At 45.3% G+C, this 20,720-nt stretch carries 17 protein-coding genes; 14 read left to right on the top strand and 3 right to left on the bottom strand.

Annotated elements, in window-relative coordinates; all coding sequences use genetic code 11:
- The first annotated feature begins 281 nt into the window (after window positions 1-281).
- Window positions 282-746, top strand: coding sequence for a phosphohistidine phosphatase SixA (gene sixA / locus R7R24_RS08475; RefSeq protein ID WP_005380537.1), 465 nt, complete (start codon window positions 282-284; stop codon window positions 744-746).
- Window positions 747-842: 96 nt separating this feature from the next.
- Here the strand turns inward: sixA and smrB are convergent, their stop codons facing one another.
- Window positions 843-1,373 (bottom strand): endonuclease SmrB, encoded by a 531-nt coding sequence (gene smrB / locus R7R24_RS08480; RefSeq protein ID WP_005380539.1) that lies wholly within the window; start codon window positions 1,371-1,373, stop codon window positions 843-845.
- A 62-nt stretch (window positions 1,374-1,435) separates the two neighbouring features.
- On the opposite strand from smrB, the gene prmB reads away from it, so the two are divergent.
- Window positions 1,436-2,368: a 50S ribosomal protein L3 N(5)-glutamine methyltransferase gene (gene prmB / locus R7R24_RS08485; protein WP_005380541.1), complete on the top strand. Its 933-nt coding sequence runs from the start codon at window positions 1,436-1,438 to the stop codon at window positions 2,366-2,368.
- A 180-nt stretch (window positions 2,369-2,548) separates the two neighbouring features.
- Window positions 2,549-3,634, top strand: a complete 1,086-nt coding sequence (gene aroC, locus R7R24_RS08490) for a chorismate synthase (RefSeq protein WP_031780893.1) — start codon at window positions 2,549-2,551, stop codon at window positions 3,632-3,634.
- Between the two features lie 223 nt (window positions 3,635-3,857).
- Here the strand turns inward: aroC and R7R24_RS08495 are convergent, their stop codons facing one another.
- A complete protein-coding gene (locus R7R24_RS08495) occupies window positions 3,858-4,481 on the bottom strand; it encodes a trimeric intracellular cation channel family protein (protein ID WP_005380544.1) in 624 nt (207 codons plus the stop codon).
- A gap of 332 nt (window positions 4,482-4,813) precedes the next feature.
- Here R7R24_RS08495 and R7R24_RS08500 point away from each other — a divergent pair, with 332 nt between their 5' ends.
- The 3 genes from R7R24_RS08500 to R7R24_RS08510 all read left to right on the top strand — a co-directional run bounded on the left by R7R24_RS08500 (window position 4,814) and on the right by R7R24_RS08510 (window position 6,304).
- A complete protein-coding gene (locus R7R24_RS08500) occupies window positions 4,814-5,344 on the top strand; it encodes an elongation factor P hydroxylase (RefSeq protein ID WP_005380546.1) in 531 nt (176 codons plus the stop codon).
- A gap of 25 nt (window positions 5,345-5,369) precedes the next feature.
- On the top strand, window positions 5,370-5,633 hold the full coding sequence (locus R7R24_RS08505; protein ID WP_005380548.1) for a YfcL family protein: 264 nt from the start codon (window positions 5,370-5,372) through the stop codon (window positions 5,631-5,633).
- A 146-nt stretch (window positions 5,634-5,779) separates the two neighbouring features.
- Window positions 5,780-6,304: an NADPH-dependent FMN reductase gene (locus tag R7R24_RS08510; protein ID WP_005380552.1), complete on the top strand. Its 525-nt coding sequence runs from the start codon at window positions 5,780-5,782 to the stop codon at window positions 6,302-6,304.
- Between the two features lie 76 nt (window positions 6,305-6,380).
- Here the strand turns inward: R7R24_RS08510 and mnmC are convergent, their stop codons facing one another.
- Window positions 6,381-8,399 carry a bifunctional tRNA (5-methylaminomethyl-2-thiouridine)(34)-methyltransferase MnmD/FAD-dependent 5-carboxymethylaminomethyl-2-thiouridine(34) oxidoreductase MnmC gene (gene mnmC, locus R7R24_RS08515; RefSeq protein WP_054577615.1) on the bottom strand — a complete coding sequence of 673 codons (2,019 nt, stop codon included), beginning with the start codon at window positions 8,397-8,399 and terminating at the stop codon, window positions 6,381-6,383.
- Between the two features lie 128 nt (window positions 8,400-8,527).
- On the opposite strand from mnmC, the gene fabB reads away from it, so the two are divergent.
- The 8 genes from fabB to R7R24_RS08555 all read left to right on the top strand — a co-directional run bounded on the left by fabB (window position 8,528) and on the right by R7R24_RS08555 (window position 20,694).
- Entirely contained in the window at window positions 8,528-9,739 is a 1,212-nt protein-coding gene (gene fabB, locus R7R24_RS08520; protein WP_005380557.1) for a beta-ketoacyl-ACP synthase I, read from the top strand.
- Between the two features lie 340 nt (window positions 9,740-10,079).
- A complete protein-coding gene (locus R7R24_RS08525) occupies window positions 10,080-11,213 on the top strand; it encodes a 4-phosphoerythronate dehydrogenase (RefSeq protein ID WP_054577616.1) in 1,134 nt (377 codons plus the stop codon).
- Window positions 11,210-12,223, top strand: coding sequence for an aspartate-semialdehyde dehydrogenase (locus tag R7R24_RS08530; RefSeq protein ID WP_005380562.1), 1,014 nt, complete (start codon window positions 11,210-11,212; stop codon window positions 12,221-12,223). The genes R7R24_RS08525 and R7R24_RS08530 overlap by 4 nt, the downstream gene beginning before the upstream one ends.
- Window positions 12,224-12,420: 197 nt before the next feature.
- Window positions 12,421-16,716 carry a FimV/HubP family polar landmark protein gene (locus tag R7R24_RS08535; protein WP_054577617.1) on the top strand — a complete coding sequence of 1,432 codons (4,296 nt, stop codon included), beginning with the start codon at window positions 12,421-12,423 and terminating at the stop codon, window positions 16,714-16,716.
- A gap of 142 nt (window positions 16,717-16,858) precedes the next feature.
- A complete protein-coding gene (truA, locus tag R7R24_RS08540; protein WP_033907367.1) occupies window positions 16,859-17,653 on the top strand; it encodes a tRNA pseudouridine(38-40) synthase TruA in 795 nt (264 codons plus the stop codon).
- Window positions 17,654-17,850: 197 nt separating this feature from the next.
- Window positions 17,851-18,777, top strand: a complete 927-nt coding sequence (gene accD, locus R7R24_RS08545) for an acetyl-CoA carboxylase, carboxyltransferase subunit beta (protein WP_005380583.1) — start codon at window positions 17,851-17,853, stop codon at window positions 18,775-18,777.
- A gap of 46 nt (window positions 18,778-18,823) precedes the next feature.
- Window positions 18,824-20,086, top strand: a complete 1,263-nt coding sequence (folC, locus tag R7R24_RS08550) for a bifunctional tetrahydrofolate synthase/dihydrofolate synthase (RefSeq protein ID WP_053349561.1) — start codon at window positions 18,824-18,826, stop codon at window positions 20,084-20,086.
- A 14-nt stretch (window positions 20,087-20,100) separates the two neighbouring features.
- Window positions 20,101-20,694, top strand: a complete 594-nt coding sequence (locus R7R24_RS08555; protein WP_017820797.1) for an SPOR domain-containing protein — start codon at window positions 20,101-20,103, stop codon at window positions 20,692-20,694.
- Window positions 20,695-20,720 lie beyond the last annotated feature (26 nt).

Raw genomic sequence — 20,720 nt, forward strand, 5'->3', positions numbered from 1 at the left:
TGTTATTCGTAGACTTCTGCACAGGCCCATCGCGTTTGCGTATGGGTAAGAACTGTTTGAGTGAATGCTCTGAACTCATTGCACAGTTAAATAGTGTGATGAACTGAGTACATTCTTTTAATAGATTGTTAAGAAAGTCGCTATCTTTAACAAGCGAATTGGTATAATGAACAGATAATTATATCAGTATTTTTGTTTCGTCATTGTTAAAGTTAGCCCCGTCTATCTAATAAAGATAGCAGTCAACCTTTTGGTAGCGTTAGCTATCCCTAGGAAATAACATGAAAATATTCATCATGCGTCACGGTGAAGCCGAGCATTTTGCAGATTCAGACGCAGCACGACAATTGACCCCAAGAGGCAGAGTCGAATCAGAAGCGGTTGCGAGAGCCTGTAAAGAACAGGGTTTTGCGCAATTCGATAAAGTGTTGGTGAGTCCGTACATTAGAGCTCAACAAACTTGGCAAGAGATCAGTGCGTATTTCTCTGCAAAAAGCATTGAAACTTGTGAAGATATTACACCTTATGGCCAGTCCGAGCATGTCTTCGATTTCGCAAGTGCGTTAATAGAAGTCGAACAATTGGACTCGCTTTTGTTCGTATCGCATTTGCCTTTGGTCGGTTATCTGACTTCAGAGTTTGTAAAAGACATGACACCACCGATGTTTCCTACATCAGGGCTAGTGTGCATTGAATATGATTTACAAACACAAAATGGTGAAGTGCTATGGCATATTACGCCATAAGTGTCTAAACCAAAATAAGCGTTTGCAAATTAGAGACAGAATAAGAAAGGCAGGAGATCCCTGCCTTTTCGTTTCATCGTGTCTACGGTAAGCCTATTACTTTTCAGGAATTGAAAGCAACACTAACAACGCACCATCACCACCAAATTCTAGAGGCGCTTGGTGAAAAGCCATAACGTCAGGATGCTGTGCTAACCAAAGTGGGGCTTTCTGTTTCAGGATGTGTTTCCCAATACCATGTTGTACACACGCACAATGAATCTCGTTTTTGATGCAATAGGCTATCATCGCACCAAGCTCGCGTTTTGCTTCTTGCTGTGTCATGCCGTGCATATCGAGGAACACGTCCGGTACATACACGCCACGACGTAGACGTTTGACTTCATAAGTGGAGACGTCGTCACGTGCATAACGAGTTGGACCTTCATCGTTTAATAGAGGGACAAACTCGTCTGAAAAGTAAAATTCAGAGTCACTCGCTTCACGGTTGGAGCGCTTGATTTCTTTTTGCTTAGTATTTTTTTTTGGTTGCTGGATTATGGTATCCTGTCGCAACTTTTTTACGCCCTGTACTGCTTCCTGAAACAAGGCGAAATCGTCATCGTTCTCGGTGTCTTTTTTGCTCATTAGGTAAACAATTTCATTAATAAACTTTATTGGCAGTATTGTAGCGCTTTTCGGAGGCAATTTTGGATAAGATTTTTGTAGAAGAAGCGGTATCGGAGCTGCATACCCTTCAAGATATGATTCGTTGGACGGTAAGCCGCTTTAATGCAGCGAACCTGTTTTACGGTCATGGTACTGATAATGCGTGGGATGAAGCAGTTCAGCTTATCCTGCCAACCTTATACTTGCCGATTGATGTGCCTCCGCACGTATTGAACTCTCGCCTAACGACAAGCGAGCGTCTGCGTATTGTTGAGCGCGTAGTAAAACGCATCAACGAGCGTACGCCAACAGCATACCTAACCAACAAAGCATGGTTCTGCGGTCTTGAGTTCTTCGTTGATGAGCGTGTACTTGTGCCACGCTCTCCTATCGGCGAATTGATTCAAGCGGAATTCCAACCTTGGTTGGTGGAAGAGCCTACGCGCATCATGGACCTATGTACGGGTTCTGGTTGTATCGCGATTGCTTGTGCGCACGCTTTCCCTGAAGCAGAAGTGGATGCGATCGACATCTCTACAGATGCTCTACAAGTGGCTGAGCAAAACGTACAAGATCATGGCATGGAGCAGCAAGTGTTCCCAATTCGCTCTGATTTGTTCCGTGATCTTCCAAAAGAGAAATACAATCTAATCGTGTCTAACCCACCATATGTGGATGAAGAAGACATGAACAGCCTGCCAGATGAGTTCACGCATGAGCCTGAGCTTGGGCTAGCTGCGGGTACGGATGGTCTAAAACTAGTGCGTCGTATTCTTGCTAACGCGCCAGATTATCTAACAGATAACGGCATTCTTATTTGTGAAGTCGGCAACTCAATGATTCATATGATGGAACAGTACCCAGAGATTCCATTTACTTGGATTGAGTTCGAGAACGGCGGTCATGGCGTATTTATGCTAACGCGTGACCAGCTGGTTGAGTGTGCAGAAGAGTTTAAACTGTACAAAGACTAATAGAGTCTTGCACTAAACATCAAAACACCGAGCTTTATGCTCGGTGTTTTTTTATGCATACCTCGCCGATATTAACTCTTTACATCAAAACGTAATAAAGCCACTATGAATCCACGAAGAATTGGAAAGCAGCTATGCTCTGTTTTGATAGAGCGTGGCGATAAAAAACTTGAGGAAGTAATGGCAGGAAACAGTATCGGACAACATTTCCGAGTGACGACATTCGGGGAAAGTCACGGTATCGCACTGGGATGTATCGTAGACGGATGTCCTCCGGGGTTGGAAATTACAGAAGCAGATCTACAAATCGATCTCGACCGCCGTCGTCCAGGCACATCACGTTACACCACACAACGTCGTGAACCGGATGAAGTTAAAATTCTTTCTGGTGTTTTTGAAGGCAAAACCACGGGCACATCGATCGGTTTGCTAATTGAAAACACCGATCAGCGCTCAAAAGACTACTCTGACATCAAAGATAAGTTCAGACCGGGTCATGCTGATTACACTTACCACCAAAAATATGGCATCCGCGACTATCGCGGTGGCGGCCGTTCTTCAGCTCGTGAAACCGCAATGCGTGTGGCTGCTGGTGCAATCGCGAAGAAATACTTAAAAGATGAGTTTGGTGTTGAGATTCGTGCTTACTTGTCACAAATGGGTGATGTATCTATCGACAAGGTAGATTGGAACGAAATCGAGAACAATGCATTCTTCTGCCCTGATGCTGACAAAGTAGAAGCATTTGACCAACTTATCCGTGACCTGAAAAAAGAAGGCGACTCTATTGGCGCAAAAATCCAGGTTGTGGCAACTAACGTGCCTGTTGGTCTTGGGGAACCCGTATTTGACCGTTTGGATGCAGACATCGCGCACGCACTAATGAGCATCAACGCGGTGAAAGGCGTGGAAATCGGAGACGGTTTCGAGGTGGTAAACCAAAAAGGCAGTCAGCACCGTGATACGCTTGCTCCTGAAGGTTTTGGTAGTAATCATGCGGGTGGCATTCTTGGTGGTATCTCGACTGGTCAAGACATTGTCGCAAACATTGCGCTTAAGCCAACATCAAGTATCACTGTGCCGGGTGAGACCATCACAAAAGAAGGTGAACCAACTCAGTTGATCACCAAAGGTCGTCATGACCCATGTGTGGGTATTCGTGCTGTGCCTATCGCAGAAGCGATGCTGGCTATTGTGGTGATGGATCATTTACTACGCCACCGTGGTCAAAACCATGGCGTAACAACTGAAACACCGAAGATTTAAGAGCTTTGTGTCATTCCAGCGAGCTATAGCTAGACTAGGAATCTAATTTCAGCACGATGAAAAGAGAAAGAAACATCTCTGACAACAGAGTGCTCGGATAATATATCCTGAATCATGCTCCTTCGTCGCTGTTCAGGATGACTGAATATAAAATTATGCCACTCACTGAATCGCGGGTGGCACAATTTTATCAGGCAACCTTTTTTGTTTAAGTAGTTTTTGCTTAATGAATCGAGCCTTCGGTTTCCAAATGGAAAGAAGGCAGACGCCACTTAAAGCGTACCGCAGCCATACGCAACATGTAACCAGTAACCAGTGTAATAATAGTGGCAGTGACATCGGGAACATTGAATTCTAATAGCGCTAAGTACATTCCTGATGCGATAAGAGCGACAGAAGCGTAAAGCTCTTCATGCAGTACCAATGGTGTTTGGCGACAGATTAAGTCGCGAAGTAGCCCACCGAATACACCAGTTACTAACGCTGAAACCATACAAATACCAGGGTGCAAGCCCATGCCCATCGCAATTTTTGTTCCGATGATACTAAACACGATTAAACCTAATGCATCGAGGCGAATGAACAGACCTTTCAGCTTAATCACCCATTTCGCTAAACCTGTTGTTAGCACACCTGCAACACACGTAATTGCAAGGAACTCTGGGTTTTTTACCCAACCAAGAGGGTAGTGGCCTAATAGAATGTCACGTACGGTGCCACCACCAATGGCCGTTGCGCTGGCCACCAACATAACACCAAACCAGTCCATCTTTCTTCTACCAGCACTTAACGCACCTGTCATGGCTTCAGCCGTGATACCAATGATATACAACACACTTAGCAACATAGGGAAACACTCAACGTAAAAAGTCACTACGTTCTACGAGAATCAGCGTAGGCGAAGTAACAACACTTACAAACGGTTCTATCTCTCTTAAAAAGTGATTAAAACCAGCAACATGCTTGTAATCAAACGGCTTAAAAATAGCGGTTTGAACGGCATCAAAATAAGGCGAGAGTGTAGTGGTAAATAAGTACGCTGACGAATGAGAAATTGTATGGAGAAAGCGATGTTCAGATAAATTCAACTAATAACCAAAAATGTGGGGTTGCCTTTACCTCATAGCTAAAAACAGCGACAATATGCAGCGCATGTCAAACTGAAGTACAAACTCGACGATGACCCACGAATACCAAGACTTAATCACCATTTTTAATGACACCTTTTTAGAACAATTTAATACGAAATTAGAGTTAGGTGGTGATGAGCCTATTTATCTTCCTGCTGATGATGAACACCCTCATCATCGGATTATTTTTGCTCGGGGTTTTTACGCCTCTGCTTTACACGAGATTTCGCATTGGTGTGTGGCTGGTCCAGAGCGTCGTTTGCTGGAAGATTTTGGCTATTGGTATGAACCCGATGGGCGAACAGCAGAAGTTCAAGCGGAGTTTGAGAAAGTTGAAGTGCGACCTCAAGCTTATGAATGGATTCTGGCACAAAGCGCTGGCTTCCCTTTTACGGTGAGTTGTGACAATCTACACGGCGATTTTGAACCAGATAGGCTCGGCTTTATGAAAAAAGTGCATAAAGAAGTGCTAGGTATTTTGGACGTTGGCTTGCCTTTGCGAGTGAAAATGCTTTCTGATGCCCTGCGCGCATTTTATCAAACTAAGCCACTGGAAGCGTCGGACTTTTGCGTTAAATAACCACTAATAACCTCAGAGATACACCATGATTATTGAATTTGAAGAAAAACTACTGGAACTGATTGATGCTCGAATTGAAACAGCATCTGACGATGAATTGTTTGCTGGTGGTTATTTACGTGGTCACATCTCTTTATCCGCGGCGTCTTGTGAAGAAGAAGGGATTAGCGATATTACTGAGCTGAAGTCACGCATTGAGAGCAGCTTAGAAGATGCGCGTACCGAGTTAAGCCCGGCCGATCGCGTGATTGTCAGTGATTTGTGGCAAGAGCTCCAGGCTCAGGCTTAATCCCCAAGCAGCGTTCTCCCTTTATTTAATCCTAGTCATTTACTACTTCGAAAAATTCGAACCTCTCCATAAAATTTTTGTGGTTGTAGCGAAACAGTTCAACTTTTATTCTGATCAGCATAAAACGTGAACAAAGGATTACAACCATGAAAATTGTCGCATTTGGTGCATCTACCAGCTCTACCTCAATCAACAAACTACTTGCTACATACGCAGCAAACCAAGTCGAAGGCGCTCAAGTGAATGTTCTAGACTTAAACGATTATCAAGCGCCAATGTTTAGCGAGGACAAAGAGAAAGAAATTGGTCAAGCTGAAGGGGCTGTCGCGTTTTTACGTGACTTGGCGGAGGCTGACGCTCTCGTTGTTTCCTTCGCAGAGCATAACGGTTCGTACCCAGCGGCCTATAAAAACTTGTTCGATTGGGCGACGCGCATTGAGCGTAATGTATTTCAAAACAAACCTGTCGTTTATTTAGCAACTTCCCCAGGTCCCGGTGGTGCACAAAGTGTTCTTGCGGCGGCGACAGGTTCTGCTCAATTTTTTGGCGCGGATGTAAAGGCATCGTTATCTGTGCCGAGCTTCTACGAAAATTTTGACGTGGAATCGGGTAAGGTTGTAAACCCAGAAGTGGCAGAGCAAGTGAAACAGGCAGTTGCACTGCTGAAGTAATCTCAGTACGAGCAACTTAGTGAGTTAGCGATTCCCGACACGTATCTGTGTCGGGAATTAAAACGAGAGAATACTCTTACAGCTCGGTAATGGCTTTGCCTTTTCTTAGTTTACGAACCCACATTCGACTTGGGTGAAGTTCGGTCAATACATCAACCGGTAATGGCAGCGGGTCCCCACAGATCTGGGAGGCCAACACTTCAGCTAATAATGGTGCAGAGCTCAGTCCACGAGATCCTAAACCTAAGAAGCAGAATAGGTTAGGGTACTGATGAATGGTTTCTACCTCTTCTTCTTTTTGATTTTGTAAGTTGGCGTATTGCGTTTTGATCGTCTCAAAGTCACCCACATTTCCGACAAATGGTAAGTGATCTCGGCTAACACAACGAATACCTTGGCGAGATTGATTACCAGTGATATCTACCTCTTTTGCCCATGTTTGATTCGGTACACATTTCACTAGCTTTTCCGCATTATCTTTTTGGGCGTTTTCATCAAATTCGTAGTCAAGGTGACTGCGGTCGTAGCTTGCACCGATACACAAGTGTTGATTACTTGGGTTAACAGGTGTCATGTAACCGTCGTAACACAACACCGTTTTCAGCTGACTCAGCGTTCCGGTTGCTGGCGCATGACTGACTTGTCCTTTCACTTGTCCCATTGGTAGGGAAGCGGTTTGACTCAATGTCTGGAACTCATGGCCGTTCGCAATCACAACCGTTGAGTGCTCAAATGTTTGACCACTCGCCGTTAGTAGCCAGAGCTGACGCTTTTCATCCCAATCTAATGCCTCAACATGGTGTTCAAACTTCGTTGAGAGTAACGACGTCTGCTCCAATTGTTTAATTAACCCGCGAGTTAACTCGGCAGGGCACAGCCACCCTCCCATTGGGTAGTGCACAGATGCCATATCAATAGGTAACCCGATAGTGTTCGCAGTCTCCTCGGCGGACAGCTTGTGAATGAGCTCTGGTGTGAAGTTACCCGTAAGTATTTTCTCCAGTTTGTCTGTGGATTTGTCGTCCCACATCAACTGAGTCACGCCACACCAGTCATGATCAAAATCGATCTCTTGTGCTGCTTGTTCAACAAACTGACGTGCGAACAAAAATGCAGGAGCAAACACTCGTGAAACACCCGTGTGCGGGCCATTAAGCAGTGGATAAACGGCTCCTTGTCGATTGCCTGAAGCTCCTTTGGCTGGTTGTTTGTCTTTACAGTAAAGGGTGATGTTTTGGCCACGACGAACTAACGTTTTCGCTAACGCCGCGCTAGCTATACCACCACCAATGATGGCAATCGAATCAAGATTGCTAGATGCTGAGCGATTGAACCAAGGGAGATGGTTCGACTGCTTTTCACGTTGCTCCATAGAGCCGGCGATCATTTCTCGCTTAGTGCCGAAACCTTTCACCTTTTTCATTGTAAAGCCAGCTTCGTTCAAACCACGACGTACAAAGCCTGCTGCGGTAAACGTGGCAACTGTACAATCTTGATTGGCTAGCTTTGCCATGTTGTTGAACAGGCCTTGGTTCCACATTTCTGGGTTTTTGCTTGGCGCGAATCCATCTAAGAACCAAGCATCAATCAAACCTTGTTCGTTGTATGGAACTTGCGGCATGCAGTCTTTAATGTCACCAAACCAAAGGTCGAGTGTGATTGCGCCGTCTTCTAAAACAATGCGATGACACTCCGGCACAGCGGCAGGATAGTGCTTTTGTAACTTTTCCGCGTATTCAGCTAGCTCAGGCCAAGCTTCATGCGCCTTCTTTAAATCGGCTTTGCTTAATGGGTATTTTTCAAAGCTAATAAAATGCAGCTCTTTCAATGTTGCGTCCGGATGCTGACGACGAAACTCACTAAACCACTGGCATACTGCTAAGAAGTTTAATCCCGTGCCAAATCCGGTTTCACCAATGACAAAACGTCTTTGGTCAAATTCCTGCCATCTTTCTGGGAGATGATTTTGTTTTAAGAAAACGTAGCGTGTCTCTTCAAGACCGTTTACGTTAGAGAAGTAAACATCATCAAATTGGTCTGAAACCGGAGTACCAGCTTCGTTCCAACCAAGTTCTGCGTTTTTTATTGAAGTCATAATGGTGCAAATTTGTGATTTGGCGCGGTAAGAATGGGGCGATTGTACGAATTTATGGGAAAGCTGACCACTTTTGTTGACTATCTTAGTTATCATCTAGCGGATTTTTGAATTATAGGAATGTCATAATGAAACGAGTCGTAATCACCGGTATGGGTATTGTTTCAAGTATCGGTAACAACGTCGAAGAAGTTCTAGCGTCTCTTAAAGCGGGCAAATCTGGCATCACTGCATCTGAGCAGTTCAAAGAACACGGTCTTCGTTCGCAAGTATGGGGTGACCTAAAAATCAACCCGGCGGAACACATCGACCGTAAGCAGATGCGCTTTATGGGTGATGCGGCTGCTTATGCATACCTATCAATGGAGCAGGCAATCGCAGACGCTGGTCTTACAGAAGAGCAGGTTTCAAACGATCGTACCGGTATCGTTGCAGGTTCTGGCGGTGCTTCTGCATACAATCAAACGGTAGCGACAGACACGATGCGCGCCAAAGGCGTAAAGCGAGTTGGTCCTTACATGGTTCCTCGTACTATGTCTTCTACTGTTTCTGCTTGTCTTGCTACGCCATTTAAGATTCGTGGCGTGAACTACTCAATGAGCTCTGCATGTGCAACATCTGCACACTGTATCGGCCATGCTATGGAGCTTATTCAACTAGGCAAACAAGATATTGTTTTTGCTGGTGGCGGCGAAGAGCTAGATTGGTCTCAAACTATGATGTTTGATGCGATGGGCGCACTGTCAACCAAATACAATGACACGCCAGACAAAGCATCTCGTACATACGATGCAGACCGTGACGGTTTTGTTATCTCGGGCGGCGGCGGCATGCTAGTTATTGAAGAACTAGAGCACGCACTGGCACGTGGTGCGAAAATCTACGGTGAAATCGTAGGTTACGGTGCGACATCAGATGGCTACGACATGGTAGCGCCATCAGGTGAAGGCGCAATTCGTTGTATGAAGATGGCGATGCAAGACGTAGATGGTGTGGATTACATCAACACGCACGGCACATCGACACCAGTTGGTGACGTGAAAGAGCTTGGTGCTATCCAACAATTGTTTGGTGAGAACAGCCCTGCAATCTCTGCAACAAAAGCAATGACTGGCCACGCACTCGGCGCAGCGGGCGTGCACGAAGCAATTTACTCAACACTTATGCTAGACAAAAACTTCATTGCTCCAAGCATCAATATTTCAAACTTGGACGAAGCAGCACAAGGTCTGGACATCGTGACAGAAGCACGTGATGCAGAGCTAACGACCGTAATGTCAAACAGCTTTGGCTTTGGCGGCACAAACGCAACTTTGGTTATTAAAAAGTACCAAGGTTAACTGAATTTGTTGGCGCCTTGCGAGAGTACTGTAAACGCCAACAATCCAGTTTCCAGAGCTTGATCAGTCACACTGATCGAACAGACGCAGACTCTATCCCATGGAGAGCGGGATAGGATCCTTTTGTTCTGGAACTTTGCCCGGCTATTTAGCCGGGCTTTTTCTTTTCTCTGTTTCTACTTTTCTCTAGGCTTCCCGTCAATCGATTCTATAGGAGTTACCTCCTTGAGGTTTATTGGTGTTATATCTTGAGATTTTTCGGGAAAAGGGCACAATCGCTTTAGTTTCGCATCTTGCGAATAAACGAACTCTTACAAATGGATGTTAGAACGCTGGCGCTATGAAAATTATTGTTGATGAAAATATGCCGTATGCTGAAGAGCTATTCAGCCAACTCGGTAACGTAATTCTAAAACCAGGTCGTACACTGACCGCCGATGATTTAGTGGATGTTGATGCCCTAATGATTCGCTCAGTCACCAAAGTGAATGCTGATCTGATCAGCAAAGCAAACAAGCTGAAGTTTGTTGGTACGGCCACGGCAGGCATGGATCATGTTGACCAAGCACTCTTAAAAGAGAAAGGCATTTTCTTCACTGCGGCGCCAGGGTGTAACAAAGTGGGTGTGGCGGAATACGCGTTCAGCGTGATGATGGTGCTCGCTCAGCAACAAGGTTTCTCGGTATTTGACAAGACGGTAGGTATTATTGGTGCAGGCCAAGTAGGTAGCTACCTAGAGAAATGTTTGAAAGGCATGGGTATTAAAGTTCTCATCAATGACCCATTCAAACAAGAGGCTGGTGATCCTCGTAGCTTTACTCCGTTGACAGAACTGATTGAAAGCTCAGACATCATTACACTACATACGCCAATCACCAAAGATGGCCCATACCCAACGCATCATTTGATTGAAGAGAAGGTATTAAATGGTCTCCGCAGCGATCAAATTTTGATTAACGCGGCTCGAGGTCCCATCGTTGACAACGCTGCTTTGAAGCAACGTCTTTTGAAAAATGATGGCTTTACAGCGGCACTCGACGTATTTGAATTTGAACCAGAGGTTGATATGGAGCTTCTGCCTCTGCTAGCATTCGCAACCCCTCACGTTGCAGGCTACGGCTTGGAAGGGAAAGCTCGCGGTACAACGATGATTTTCAACAGCTACTGTGAGTTCTTAAATAACGAATTACGTGCGCATGCCAGCGATTTACTGCCAACCGCGCCTGTTCCTACTATGGTATTGGACAGAGCTTGGGACGAAGCAACACTGCATAACATCACGCAGTTAATCTATGATGTGCGTAGAGATGACGCTCTTTTCCGCCGTGAAATCAGTAAGCCAGGCGCTTTTGACCTGATGCGTAAAAACTACTGGGATCGCCGTGAATACAGCGCTGTCACGCTAGTGGGTAACAAAACATGTAACCTTGCTCCATTAGCAGAACTAGGTTTTCAGATTGAGGTAAGTCAATGAGCCAGCAATATAATGTTGCCATTTTAGGTGCGACCGGTGCGGTCGGTGAAACAATTTTGGATGTGCTTCAAGAGCGCAAATTCCCAGTAGGCGAAATCTTCCTACTCGCGAGTGAGCGCAGCGAAGGCAAGACTTATCGCTTCAATGGTAAAACGGTACGCGTTCAAAACGTAGAAGAGTTCGATTGGTCTCAAGCGCATATCGCACTGTTTTCTGCTGGTGGTGAGCTATCAGCCAAGTGGGCTCCAATTGCCGCTGATGAAGGCGTGATTGTTATCGACAATACATCACACTTCCGTTACGAGTACGACATTCCTCTTGTTGTGCCTGAAGTAAACCCAGAAGCGATTGCAGAGTTTCGTAACCGTAACATCATCGCGAACCCTAACTGTTCAACCATCCAAATGCTGGTGGCACTAAAACCAATTCACGATGCGGTGGGTATTGAGCGTATTAACGTATCAACTTACCAATCGGTGTCTGGTGCAGGTAAAGCGGGTATCGATGAGCTAGCAGGTCAAACGGCGAAGCTGCTAAACGGTCTGCCTGCAGACAAGAAGCAATTCTCTCAACAGATCGCGTTTAACTGTATTCCACAAATCGATCAAATGATGGAAAACGGCTACACCAAAGAAGAAATGAAAATGGTGTGGGAAACACAGAAGATCTTTAACGATCCATCAATCACAGTCAATCCAACGTGTGTACGTGTTCCTGTATTCTACGGTCACGCAGAAGCACTTCACATTGAGACTCGTTCACCTATCGATGCACAAGAAGTCGTTAACTTGCTTGAGCAAACTGACGGTATCGAAGTGTTCCACGGTGAAGACTTCCCTACACAAGTTCGCGATGCGGGCGGTAAAGACCATGTAATGGTTGGCCGTATCCGTAACGATATCAGCCATCATAGCGGCGTAAACCTGTGGGTTGTTGCTGATAACGTGCGTAAAGGCGCGGCAACTAACGCGGTGCAAATCGCAGAAGTTCTGATCCGCGATTACTACTAAGTCGCTTACAGTTCATTTCAAAGCCTCGCACAGTGCGAGGCTTTTTTGTACGAACGAAACAAAATAGTGTGAGATTAGTACGAATATGGCGAGAGCCACACATTTTTTATTCTCAACGCTATAGTTTTGCATGCGATATCCGATATATTTAACCGATCACCATTTCAAATTGTATCTAGCACAAAACTGAGCCTTCTATGCGTCAAAATTATAAGCGTTTGTTAGCAGCCCTTGTGTTGATGAGCGCGACTCAGACATCATCAGTGGTTCAAGCCGAAGGAATTCGTCTTGTTGGACCGTCTGGTGAAGTGCAATCATCTCCGAGCTATGCTGAAGATATTGAGCGAGCATTACCTGCTCCTCCTGCGAATACTCAACCGTCACGTTTCTTTGGTCCGACTGGTGAAAATCAAACACTATGGTCGATCGCTTCAGAATTACGACCTTCACGCGGTGTTACCGTTCAACAAACGCTTCTTGCCATTTACCGAATTAACCCTCAAGCGTTTGAGAACCAAAACATTCATGAATTGATCCCAGGGAGTCGGCTACGAGTACCTTCTCTAGAGCAAGTGCAAAGCGCGACCACAGCGCAAGCTGTTGCGATTATGAAGGCGCATGAAGCTAAGTTAAAACAGCCGAAGCCGACAAATAGAGCGACGCCAGCACAACGAGTCACCGAGCAACCAAAGCCACAAATTAAAGTAGAACCCAAGCCTGCGGCTAAGCCAGAGACAGTGGCAGCAACGGAGCCAAAACCAACTCCGAAAACAATACCCGTCATCCCTGCGCCACCAGTAACTACCTCTCCGCAGGGTGAAAAGCAGGTCAGTGCGCTAAAGGACAAACTTCAAGGCTCACAAAGTGAATTAGACTCATTAGAAGAGAAGAACCATCGTCTTCGATTGATGCTGTCAGAAGTGCAAAGCGAAGTCGAAACTTTGAAAAGCGAGCTGAATGACGAAGAACGCATTCGCTCAGAAGTCGAGAAGCTGCTTGCTGAAGAACGCCAGCGCCTTGCTGAACAACAACGCATGCAACCAAGCACCATGGACAAAATTTTGTCGAATGGTTGGCTTGTTGGTCTTGCGGCATTAATTCCTGGTGCTTTGATTGCGTTGCTAGTTGTTATGCTTCTTGGTCGACGCTCTAAAGCGAAAGAGGAAGATGCGGCTGCACAGGAACAGCAAAACGTTGATCCTCTTGCAGCGCCAATCGGTTTAGCGGCGGCGGATGAGCTTGATGAAGAGCTCACGCTTGATGATGAATTGTTTGCAGATGAAGATATCAACACACAGTCTTTACAAGAAGAGAAGTCAGATTTAGAAGAAGACGTCTTTGCTAACCTCGACGATGAAGAACTTGATTTCAATCTGGAAGGGGACGATGACCCATTTGCAGATATTGGCGATGACGGCGACCTAGATGTTGGTCTGGATGAGTTTGAATCATCGAACAATGGTATCCAAGTCAACGGCGAAGAAAAAGCGCTTGGTTTAGAAGAAATGGAGCGAGCCTTAGATGAGGTTGCTCCAGAACTAGAAGTGCTCGATGACGATGAGTCTGGCTTCGATCTTTCGGATGATACGAATGAGAAATCAGACTCGCTTTCAGACGACGCATTTGCCGAGTTACTTGCAGCCGATGAGCCGTCAGAAGAGTTACCAAGTGACACTGTCGACCAGGATATGCTTGATGACTTGTTTGCTGAACTTGGCAACGATGACTTCGATTTAGATACTGATGAGCCTGAGTTAAAACAGCCTGTGTCGGATGATGACTTTAGTGTAGGAGAGGCATCTGACGACGATATCGATAAGCTATTGGCCCAGTATGAACAACCGGCTAGCGAATCGGAAGTTCGAGAAGCTGACGCCAATGAAGGTCCTGTTCTAGATGAAAACAGTACAGAGCTACTCGATGAACTCATTGATTTTGATGAAGATGACACAGACGAGTTTGATCCACTAAACGAGCTAGAAGCAATCTCTGGTTTTGAAGGTGATGACTCGATCGAAGAGTTAGACGCAGATAGCACAGACTTACTGGATGAACTCATTGATGATGTTACCTCTGAACTTGATGAAGAGACTGAAGCTGATTTAGATCCGTTTGATGATCTGATTCGAGAGGACGAGAGCCCAGAGCAGAATAAATCGGAAGAGGAAGAGTTACTGAAATCACTTGGTTTTGGTGAGCCAGACGCCGACGAAAAGCCATCTTCCGTAGTTGAGTCAGAACAAACTCATGAAGATCAGGACATTGAGTCTGGATTGGACATCGACGCTTTATTAAGTGAAAGCCAACCAGACACGCAACAAGCTGCAAAAGAGCAACCATTAACCGAGCCAGAGGCTGCTTCAGAGCCATTTAGCAGCGATGAATTTCTTGGTGATTTAGAGGACCTCTCACCAGAGAATGATCCTTTAATGAGCGAGCTAGACGACCTATTTGAGTCAGACAGTGAAGAACTTCTGCCAACAGAACAAGAAAAAGCGGATTTTTCTGCTGAACTTGACGCTCTATTTGATAGTGAAGACGATTTACCGCAGCAAGTTGAAAAAACACAAACGGAGATAGAGGAAGCTTCATCACTACAACAAGAGGCTACCGATACTGATTCAACACAAGAACCATCCGTGGAGTCCGATGCTGAGGTACAGCCTCACGTTGAGCAAGAGGAAGACATTCCAGCCTTCACACCGACACCAAATACAATAGAAAATGAATTCGGTGTTCCACAAGAAGAAGATTGGCTACTGGATGAACCTGAATTGGAGCCGGAAACTGAGTCGACCAACGATTCAGAAGAAGAATTCAATTTTGATGAGCTAGATCTTCCAGAATTCAGCGAAGAAGATGCTCTAGCATCTATGGCTGGCGAACCTGCGTTAGAAACGTCCGAGTCCGTTGAACCAGAACAAATTGAAGCCGACTTGCCAGCTGAGTCCGAAGAAGAGTTCAATTTTGACGAGCTGGATCTTCCTGAGTTTAGTGAAGAAGACGCATTGGCGTCTATGTCGGATGAGCCGGAGTTAGAAACGTCCGAGTCTGTTAAACCAGAGCAAGTCGAAGCTGACTTACCAGCTGAGTCCGAAGAAGAGTTCAATTTTGATGAGCTGGATCTTCCAGAATTCAGTGAAGAAGACGCATTGGCGTCTATGACGGATGAGCCGGAGTTAGAAACGTCCGAGTCCGTTGAGCCAGAACAGGTTGAAGCCGACTTGCCAACTGAGTCCGAAGAAGAGTTCAATTTTGATGAGCTCGATTTGCCAGAGTTCAGTGAAGAAGATGCACTGGCGTCTATGGCTGGCGAGCCTACGTTAGAAACGTCCGAGTCCGTTGAACCAGAACAAGTTGAAGCCGACTTGCCAACTGAATCAGAAGATGAATTCAATTTTGATGAGCTAGATCTTCCTGAGTTTAGTGAAGAAGACGCATTGGCGTCTATGGCGGATGAGCCGGAGTTAGAAACGTCCGAGTCCGTTGAGCCAGAACAGGTTGAAGCCGACTTGCCAACTGAGTCCGAAGAAGAGTTCAATTTTGATGAGCTCGATTTGCCAGAGTTCAGCGAAGAAGATGCCTTGGCGTCGATGGAAGAAGAGCCAGAATTACCGAGCTCTGAGACTGCAGATATAGAACCAATCTCCGGTGAGGATGAAGAGTTAAGTTTTGACGACCAAGATCTTCCAGAGTTCAATGAGGAAGATGTTCTCGCGTCAATGAACGAGGGTGCGTCAGAGAGCCCTAAGGTTGAAGCAGAGACATCGAGACCAGCTATTCAAGCCGATAACGATCATGATGCTTTGTTTGAAGTATTTGCGCAGCAAAACGGCTTTGATACTGACCCAGAAGTGCAGCCAACAGCGACAGAGGGTGAGCCGCTCAGTAATTTGGATGATGAATCATCAATGGCTAACCTTCTTGCGGAAGACGCAAACTCAGAAGTATTTGAAGGTAAACTAGACAGTGACACCATCGCAAGTGCAGGTATGGATTTTGAAACCATGCTTGATGTTGGAGATGATTGGGATGGCTTTAAACCCGCTGCTGATAACGTAAGTTCTACTGAAGAAGTGCCTGAGGACCAGCGTGATGTTTGGAATTCGAGTGATGCACTAAGTCAGCCAGAGATCGCGCAAGAAAACTGGGCAGAGCAAAGCGACTTGGATGACTTCGACCCGAAGAAAAATCAATTTATGACGATTGATGAATTGATGGCTCAGGTCGACAGAGAAGGTGGTGAGTTCGAAGAAGAAGACCTTAAGCTCGATGTCGGATTGAACGAGTTTCCAGATGTTATCGGTGAGATCGGCGATATTGACGTAGATAGCAATGCTGAAGCGGCTGGGAAACTGGATTTGGCTAAAATCTATCTCGAGATGAACGATTCTCAAGGGGCGATTAAACTACTAGAAGAGGCGATTGTTTACGGTGAGGATGATATTCGCCGCGAAGCAAAAAGCCTGATTGACGCCATTAATGGCCGATAAACCGAAACAAAAGGGTAGCGTTTGCTACCCTTTTTGTGTCCCGTTAGTAGGATGCTACCTTTATGTCACCCTTGGTGAAACTGGCAACTTGAGGTGACTTGAGTATATACTTCCCGCCCCATTTTAGAGTTCGAAGGTTAAGATGAGAATCGCATTAGGTATCGAGTACAACGGTACAAACTACTTTGGTTGGCAGCGCCAAAGAGAAGTGAAAAGTGTCCAAGAAGAGCTAGAGAAAGCATTGTCCGTCGTCGCTAATCACCCAGTTGAAGTTCAGTGTGCTGGTCGGACAGACGCAGGCGTGCATGGCACGGGACAAGTTGTGCACTTTGATACCAACGTTACTCGAAAAATGGTAGCTTGGACCATGGGCGCAAACGCGAACATGCCGAGCGATATAGCGGTTCGTTGGGCTCAAGAAGTTTCAGATGATTTCCATGCAAGATTCTCAGCGACAGCGCGCCGTTATCGTTACATTATTTTCAATCATGCTTTACGTCCAGGCATCTTAAACTCGGGGGTTAGTCACTATCATGGTGAGCTCGACGAGAAAAAAATGCATGAAGCAGGGCAGTTCCTACTCGGCGAAAATGATTTTACGTCGTTTCGCGCGGCGCATTGTCAGTCTCGCAGTCCATTTCGAAACTTGATGCATCTGAACGTTACGCGCCATGGAAACTATGTGGTTATTGATATTAAAGCCAATGCGTTCGTGCATCATATGGTTCGTAATATCACGGGTAGCTTGATAAAAGTTGGACGTGGCGAAGAGAGTCCTGAATGGATCAAGTGGTTATTAGACGCCAAAGATCGCAAACTAGCGGGTGCGACAGCGAAAGCGGAAGGTCTGTACCTGGTAGATGTAGACTACCCAGAAGAGTTTGGGTTACCTGAAGTGCCGATCGGTCCACTGTTTTTACCAGATAATTTGAACTAATTTTACAAACTTATTTCAAAATATCGGTAGTGTTTACATTGAATGTGAACGGAAAACATACGCTATTTACGATATCAAAAATAGGTACAACCAGTTTTTTATCTACAGTAGCTGCAAGATATGGTTTAATCCGTCGGTATTATGTCGAATTTATATCTTTCGCAATGAAGCGGAAGAGTTGAGAGAAAAGGTCTTCCATGAGTTGGCTTGAAAAGATTTTAGAGAAAAGTAATCTAGTAAGTTCACGCAAAGCTTCTATCCCAGAAGGTGTGTGGACTAAATGTACCTCTTGTGAACAGGTTTTATACCATGCTGAACTAGAGCGTAACTTAGAAGTTTGTCCAAAGTGTAACCATCACATGCGTATGAAAGCGCGTCGTCGTTTGGAAACATTTTTAGATGAAGGTAATCGAGTTGAATTAGGTTCTGAACTTGAGCCACAGGATAAACTGAAATTTAAAGATTCTAAGCGATACAAAGAGCGTATCTCTGCTGCACAAAAAAACAGCGGCGAGAAAGATGCGCTAGTTGTTATGCAGGGTGAATTGCTTGGTCTGCCGCTTGTGGCGTGTGCGTTTGAATTCTCCTTTATGGGTGGTTCAATGGGTTCAGTCGTTGGTGCTCGCTTTGTGAAAGCAGTGGATGCAGCCATTGAAAATAACTGTGCGCTTGTTTGTTTCTCAGCAAGTGGTGGTGCTCGTATGCAAGAGGCTTTAATGTCTCTTATGCAAATGGCAAAAACCAGTGCTGCGCTTGAGCGTTTATCAGAAAAAGGTCTGCCGTTTATTTCTGTTCTAACTGACCCTACAATGGGTGGTGTATCAGCAAGTTTGGCTATGTTGGGTGATATCAACATCGGTGAACCTAAGGCCCTCATTGGCTTTGCTGGTCGTCGTGTAATCGAGCAAACTGTACGTGAAGATCTTCCTGAAGGTTTCCAGCGTAGTGAGTTCCTACTTGATCACGGTGCTATTGATATGATCGTTGACCGTCGTGAAATGCGTCAGCGTGTGGGTGGTCTTATCGCTAAGATGACTAACCACAAGTCTCCTTTGGTGGTTTCGGTTAACGAATCTCCAAATGAAGAGCCATATTCTGTACCAGAAGCGGACGAAAAAGGGTAAAGTATCAACTAACATAAAAACCAAAGAATTTAATGGTTAAAGTTAGATGACCCAAAACCCAACTCCTCAAGCCACATCTTCATTAGAGATGTGGCTTGATTATTTAGCAAATATTCATTCCTCAGCAATTGATCTAGGCTTAGACCGTGTCCAAGCGGTAGCAAACAAAGCCAATCTTACCAAACCAGCTCCAACCGTAATCACCGTTGCCGGAACCAATGGCAAAGGCTCAACGTGTGCGTTAATGGAAGCCATTTTACTTGATGCTGGCTATTCAGTCGGTGTTTACAGTTCTCCGCACCTGATTCGTTACAACGAGCGTGTACGCATTAATGGCGTCGATGTTGTAGATGCAAAGCACTGTGAAGCATTCGATTATGTAGAAAAGCAGCGTGGTGATATTAGCCTTAGCCTCTTTGAATTCGGTACACTTGCTGCGCTACGTATTTTCCAAGTAGAGAAAGTTGACGTTGTCTTACTTGAAGTAGGACTTGGCGGTCGTCTAGACGCCACTAACGTTGTTGACCATGATGTTTCTGTTATTACGAGCTTAGCGATCGATCATGTGGATTGGCTTGGTGATGACATCAATGTTATTGGCTTTGAAAAAGCGGGCATTTACCGTTCAGGGAAGCCAGCAATTTGTGGTCAACCAACGCCACCAGCGACCGTGGCGGCTCATGCTGACGATATTGGTTCTGAGTTCTTCCAAGTAGGTATTCAGTACGATTACCAACTAACTGATAATGGTTGGAAATGGAGCAGTGGGGCATTTGAGTTAGAGGATTTACCAATCCCATCGCTACCATTACAAAATGCAGCCACTGCACTGATGGCACTAGGGGCTTCGGAATTGCAAATCACTGACATAAATATTGTCAATGGCTTGAATAATGCTCGTTTGGCGGGGCGTATGCAGGTACTGCATCACGAACCTGAAATAGTCCTTGATGTCGCTCATAACCCGCACTCTGCTGAGTATTTGGTAGAGAGAGTGAAGCAACAATATCTGGGTAAGAATATCCATATTGTGGTTGCAATGCTGCATGACAAGGACATTAAAGCAACCATTGAAGCTCTAACTCCAGTTGCAACACAATGGTATCCAGCGTCGCTTACTGGACCGAGAGCGGCGACCGCTGATGAATTGTGCCAATACTTACCTGATGGGCAAGTTCATTTTGAAAACCCTGTTGACGCCTTCGAGAGTGCGAGAAGCCACGCAAAGACAGGAGACGTTATTCTGGTGGTTGGCTCATTCCATACCGTCGGAGAGGTATTGGAACATTGGCAATCAAATAATAAATAAGTAAAGGTATTTTGATGGCAAGTAAATTCCAAAGTCGTTTAGTCGGCACTATCATTCTAGTCGCAGTCGGAGTCATTGTTCTTCCCGATGTGCTAGATGGTAAGAAACTGCACTACAAAGAAGAATTTGCCAGTATTCCTATCAAACCAGAACTTGATAGTGATGTGGAAAACTTCGAAATATTAGAGCCAGTGGAAGACGACATTACGTTACCGGATTCTCCGGTTGAAGCTGTAGTGCAAGAACGTGAGGATGCTCAAGTAGCCGTTTCTGAGCCCGAGCCAGCGCCAACATCTAAACCTGAGGTCATCAAACAGCCAGAGCAAGTTGAGGTCGTCACTCGTCCTGTTCAAGAGAAAAATCAATATGAAGATTCAGCTTGGATCATTCAGTTGATGGCACTTAAGAATCACGAAAATGCTGTCGCGCTTGTCGCGGATTTGCAAAAGCGTGGTTATCAAGCTCACACAAAGAAAGAAAACGAGTTTACGAGAGTGATTGTTGGCCCTGATGTGTCAAAAAGTAAACTTGAACGACAAGTTCAAGAATTACAAAAAATTACAGGTTCAAAAGGTCAATTGCTTAAATTTAAGCCATTAAATCCATAAGAAAACGTTTGCGTCAGCATTTTTTC

Source organism: Vibrio sp. 704, assembly GCF_033339295.1.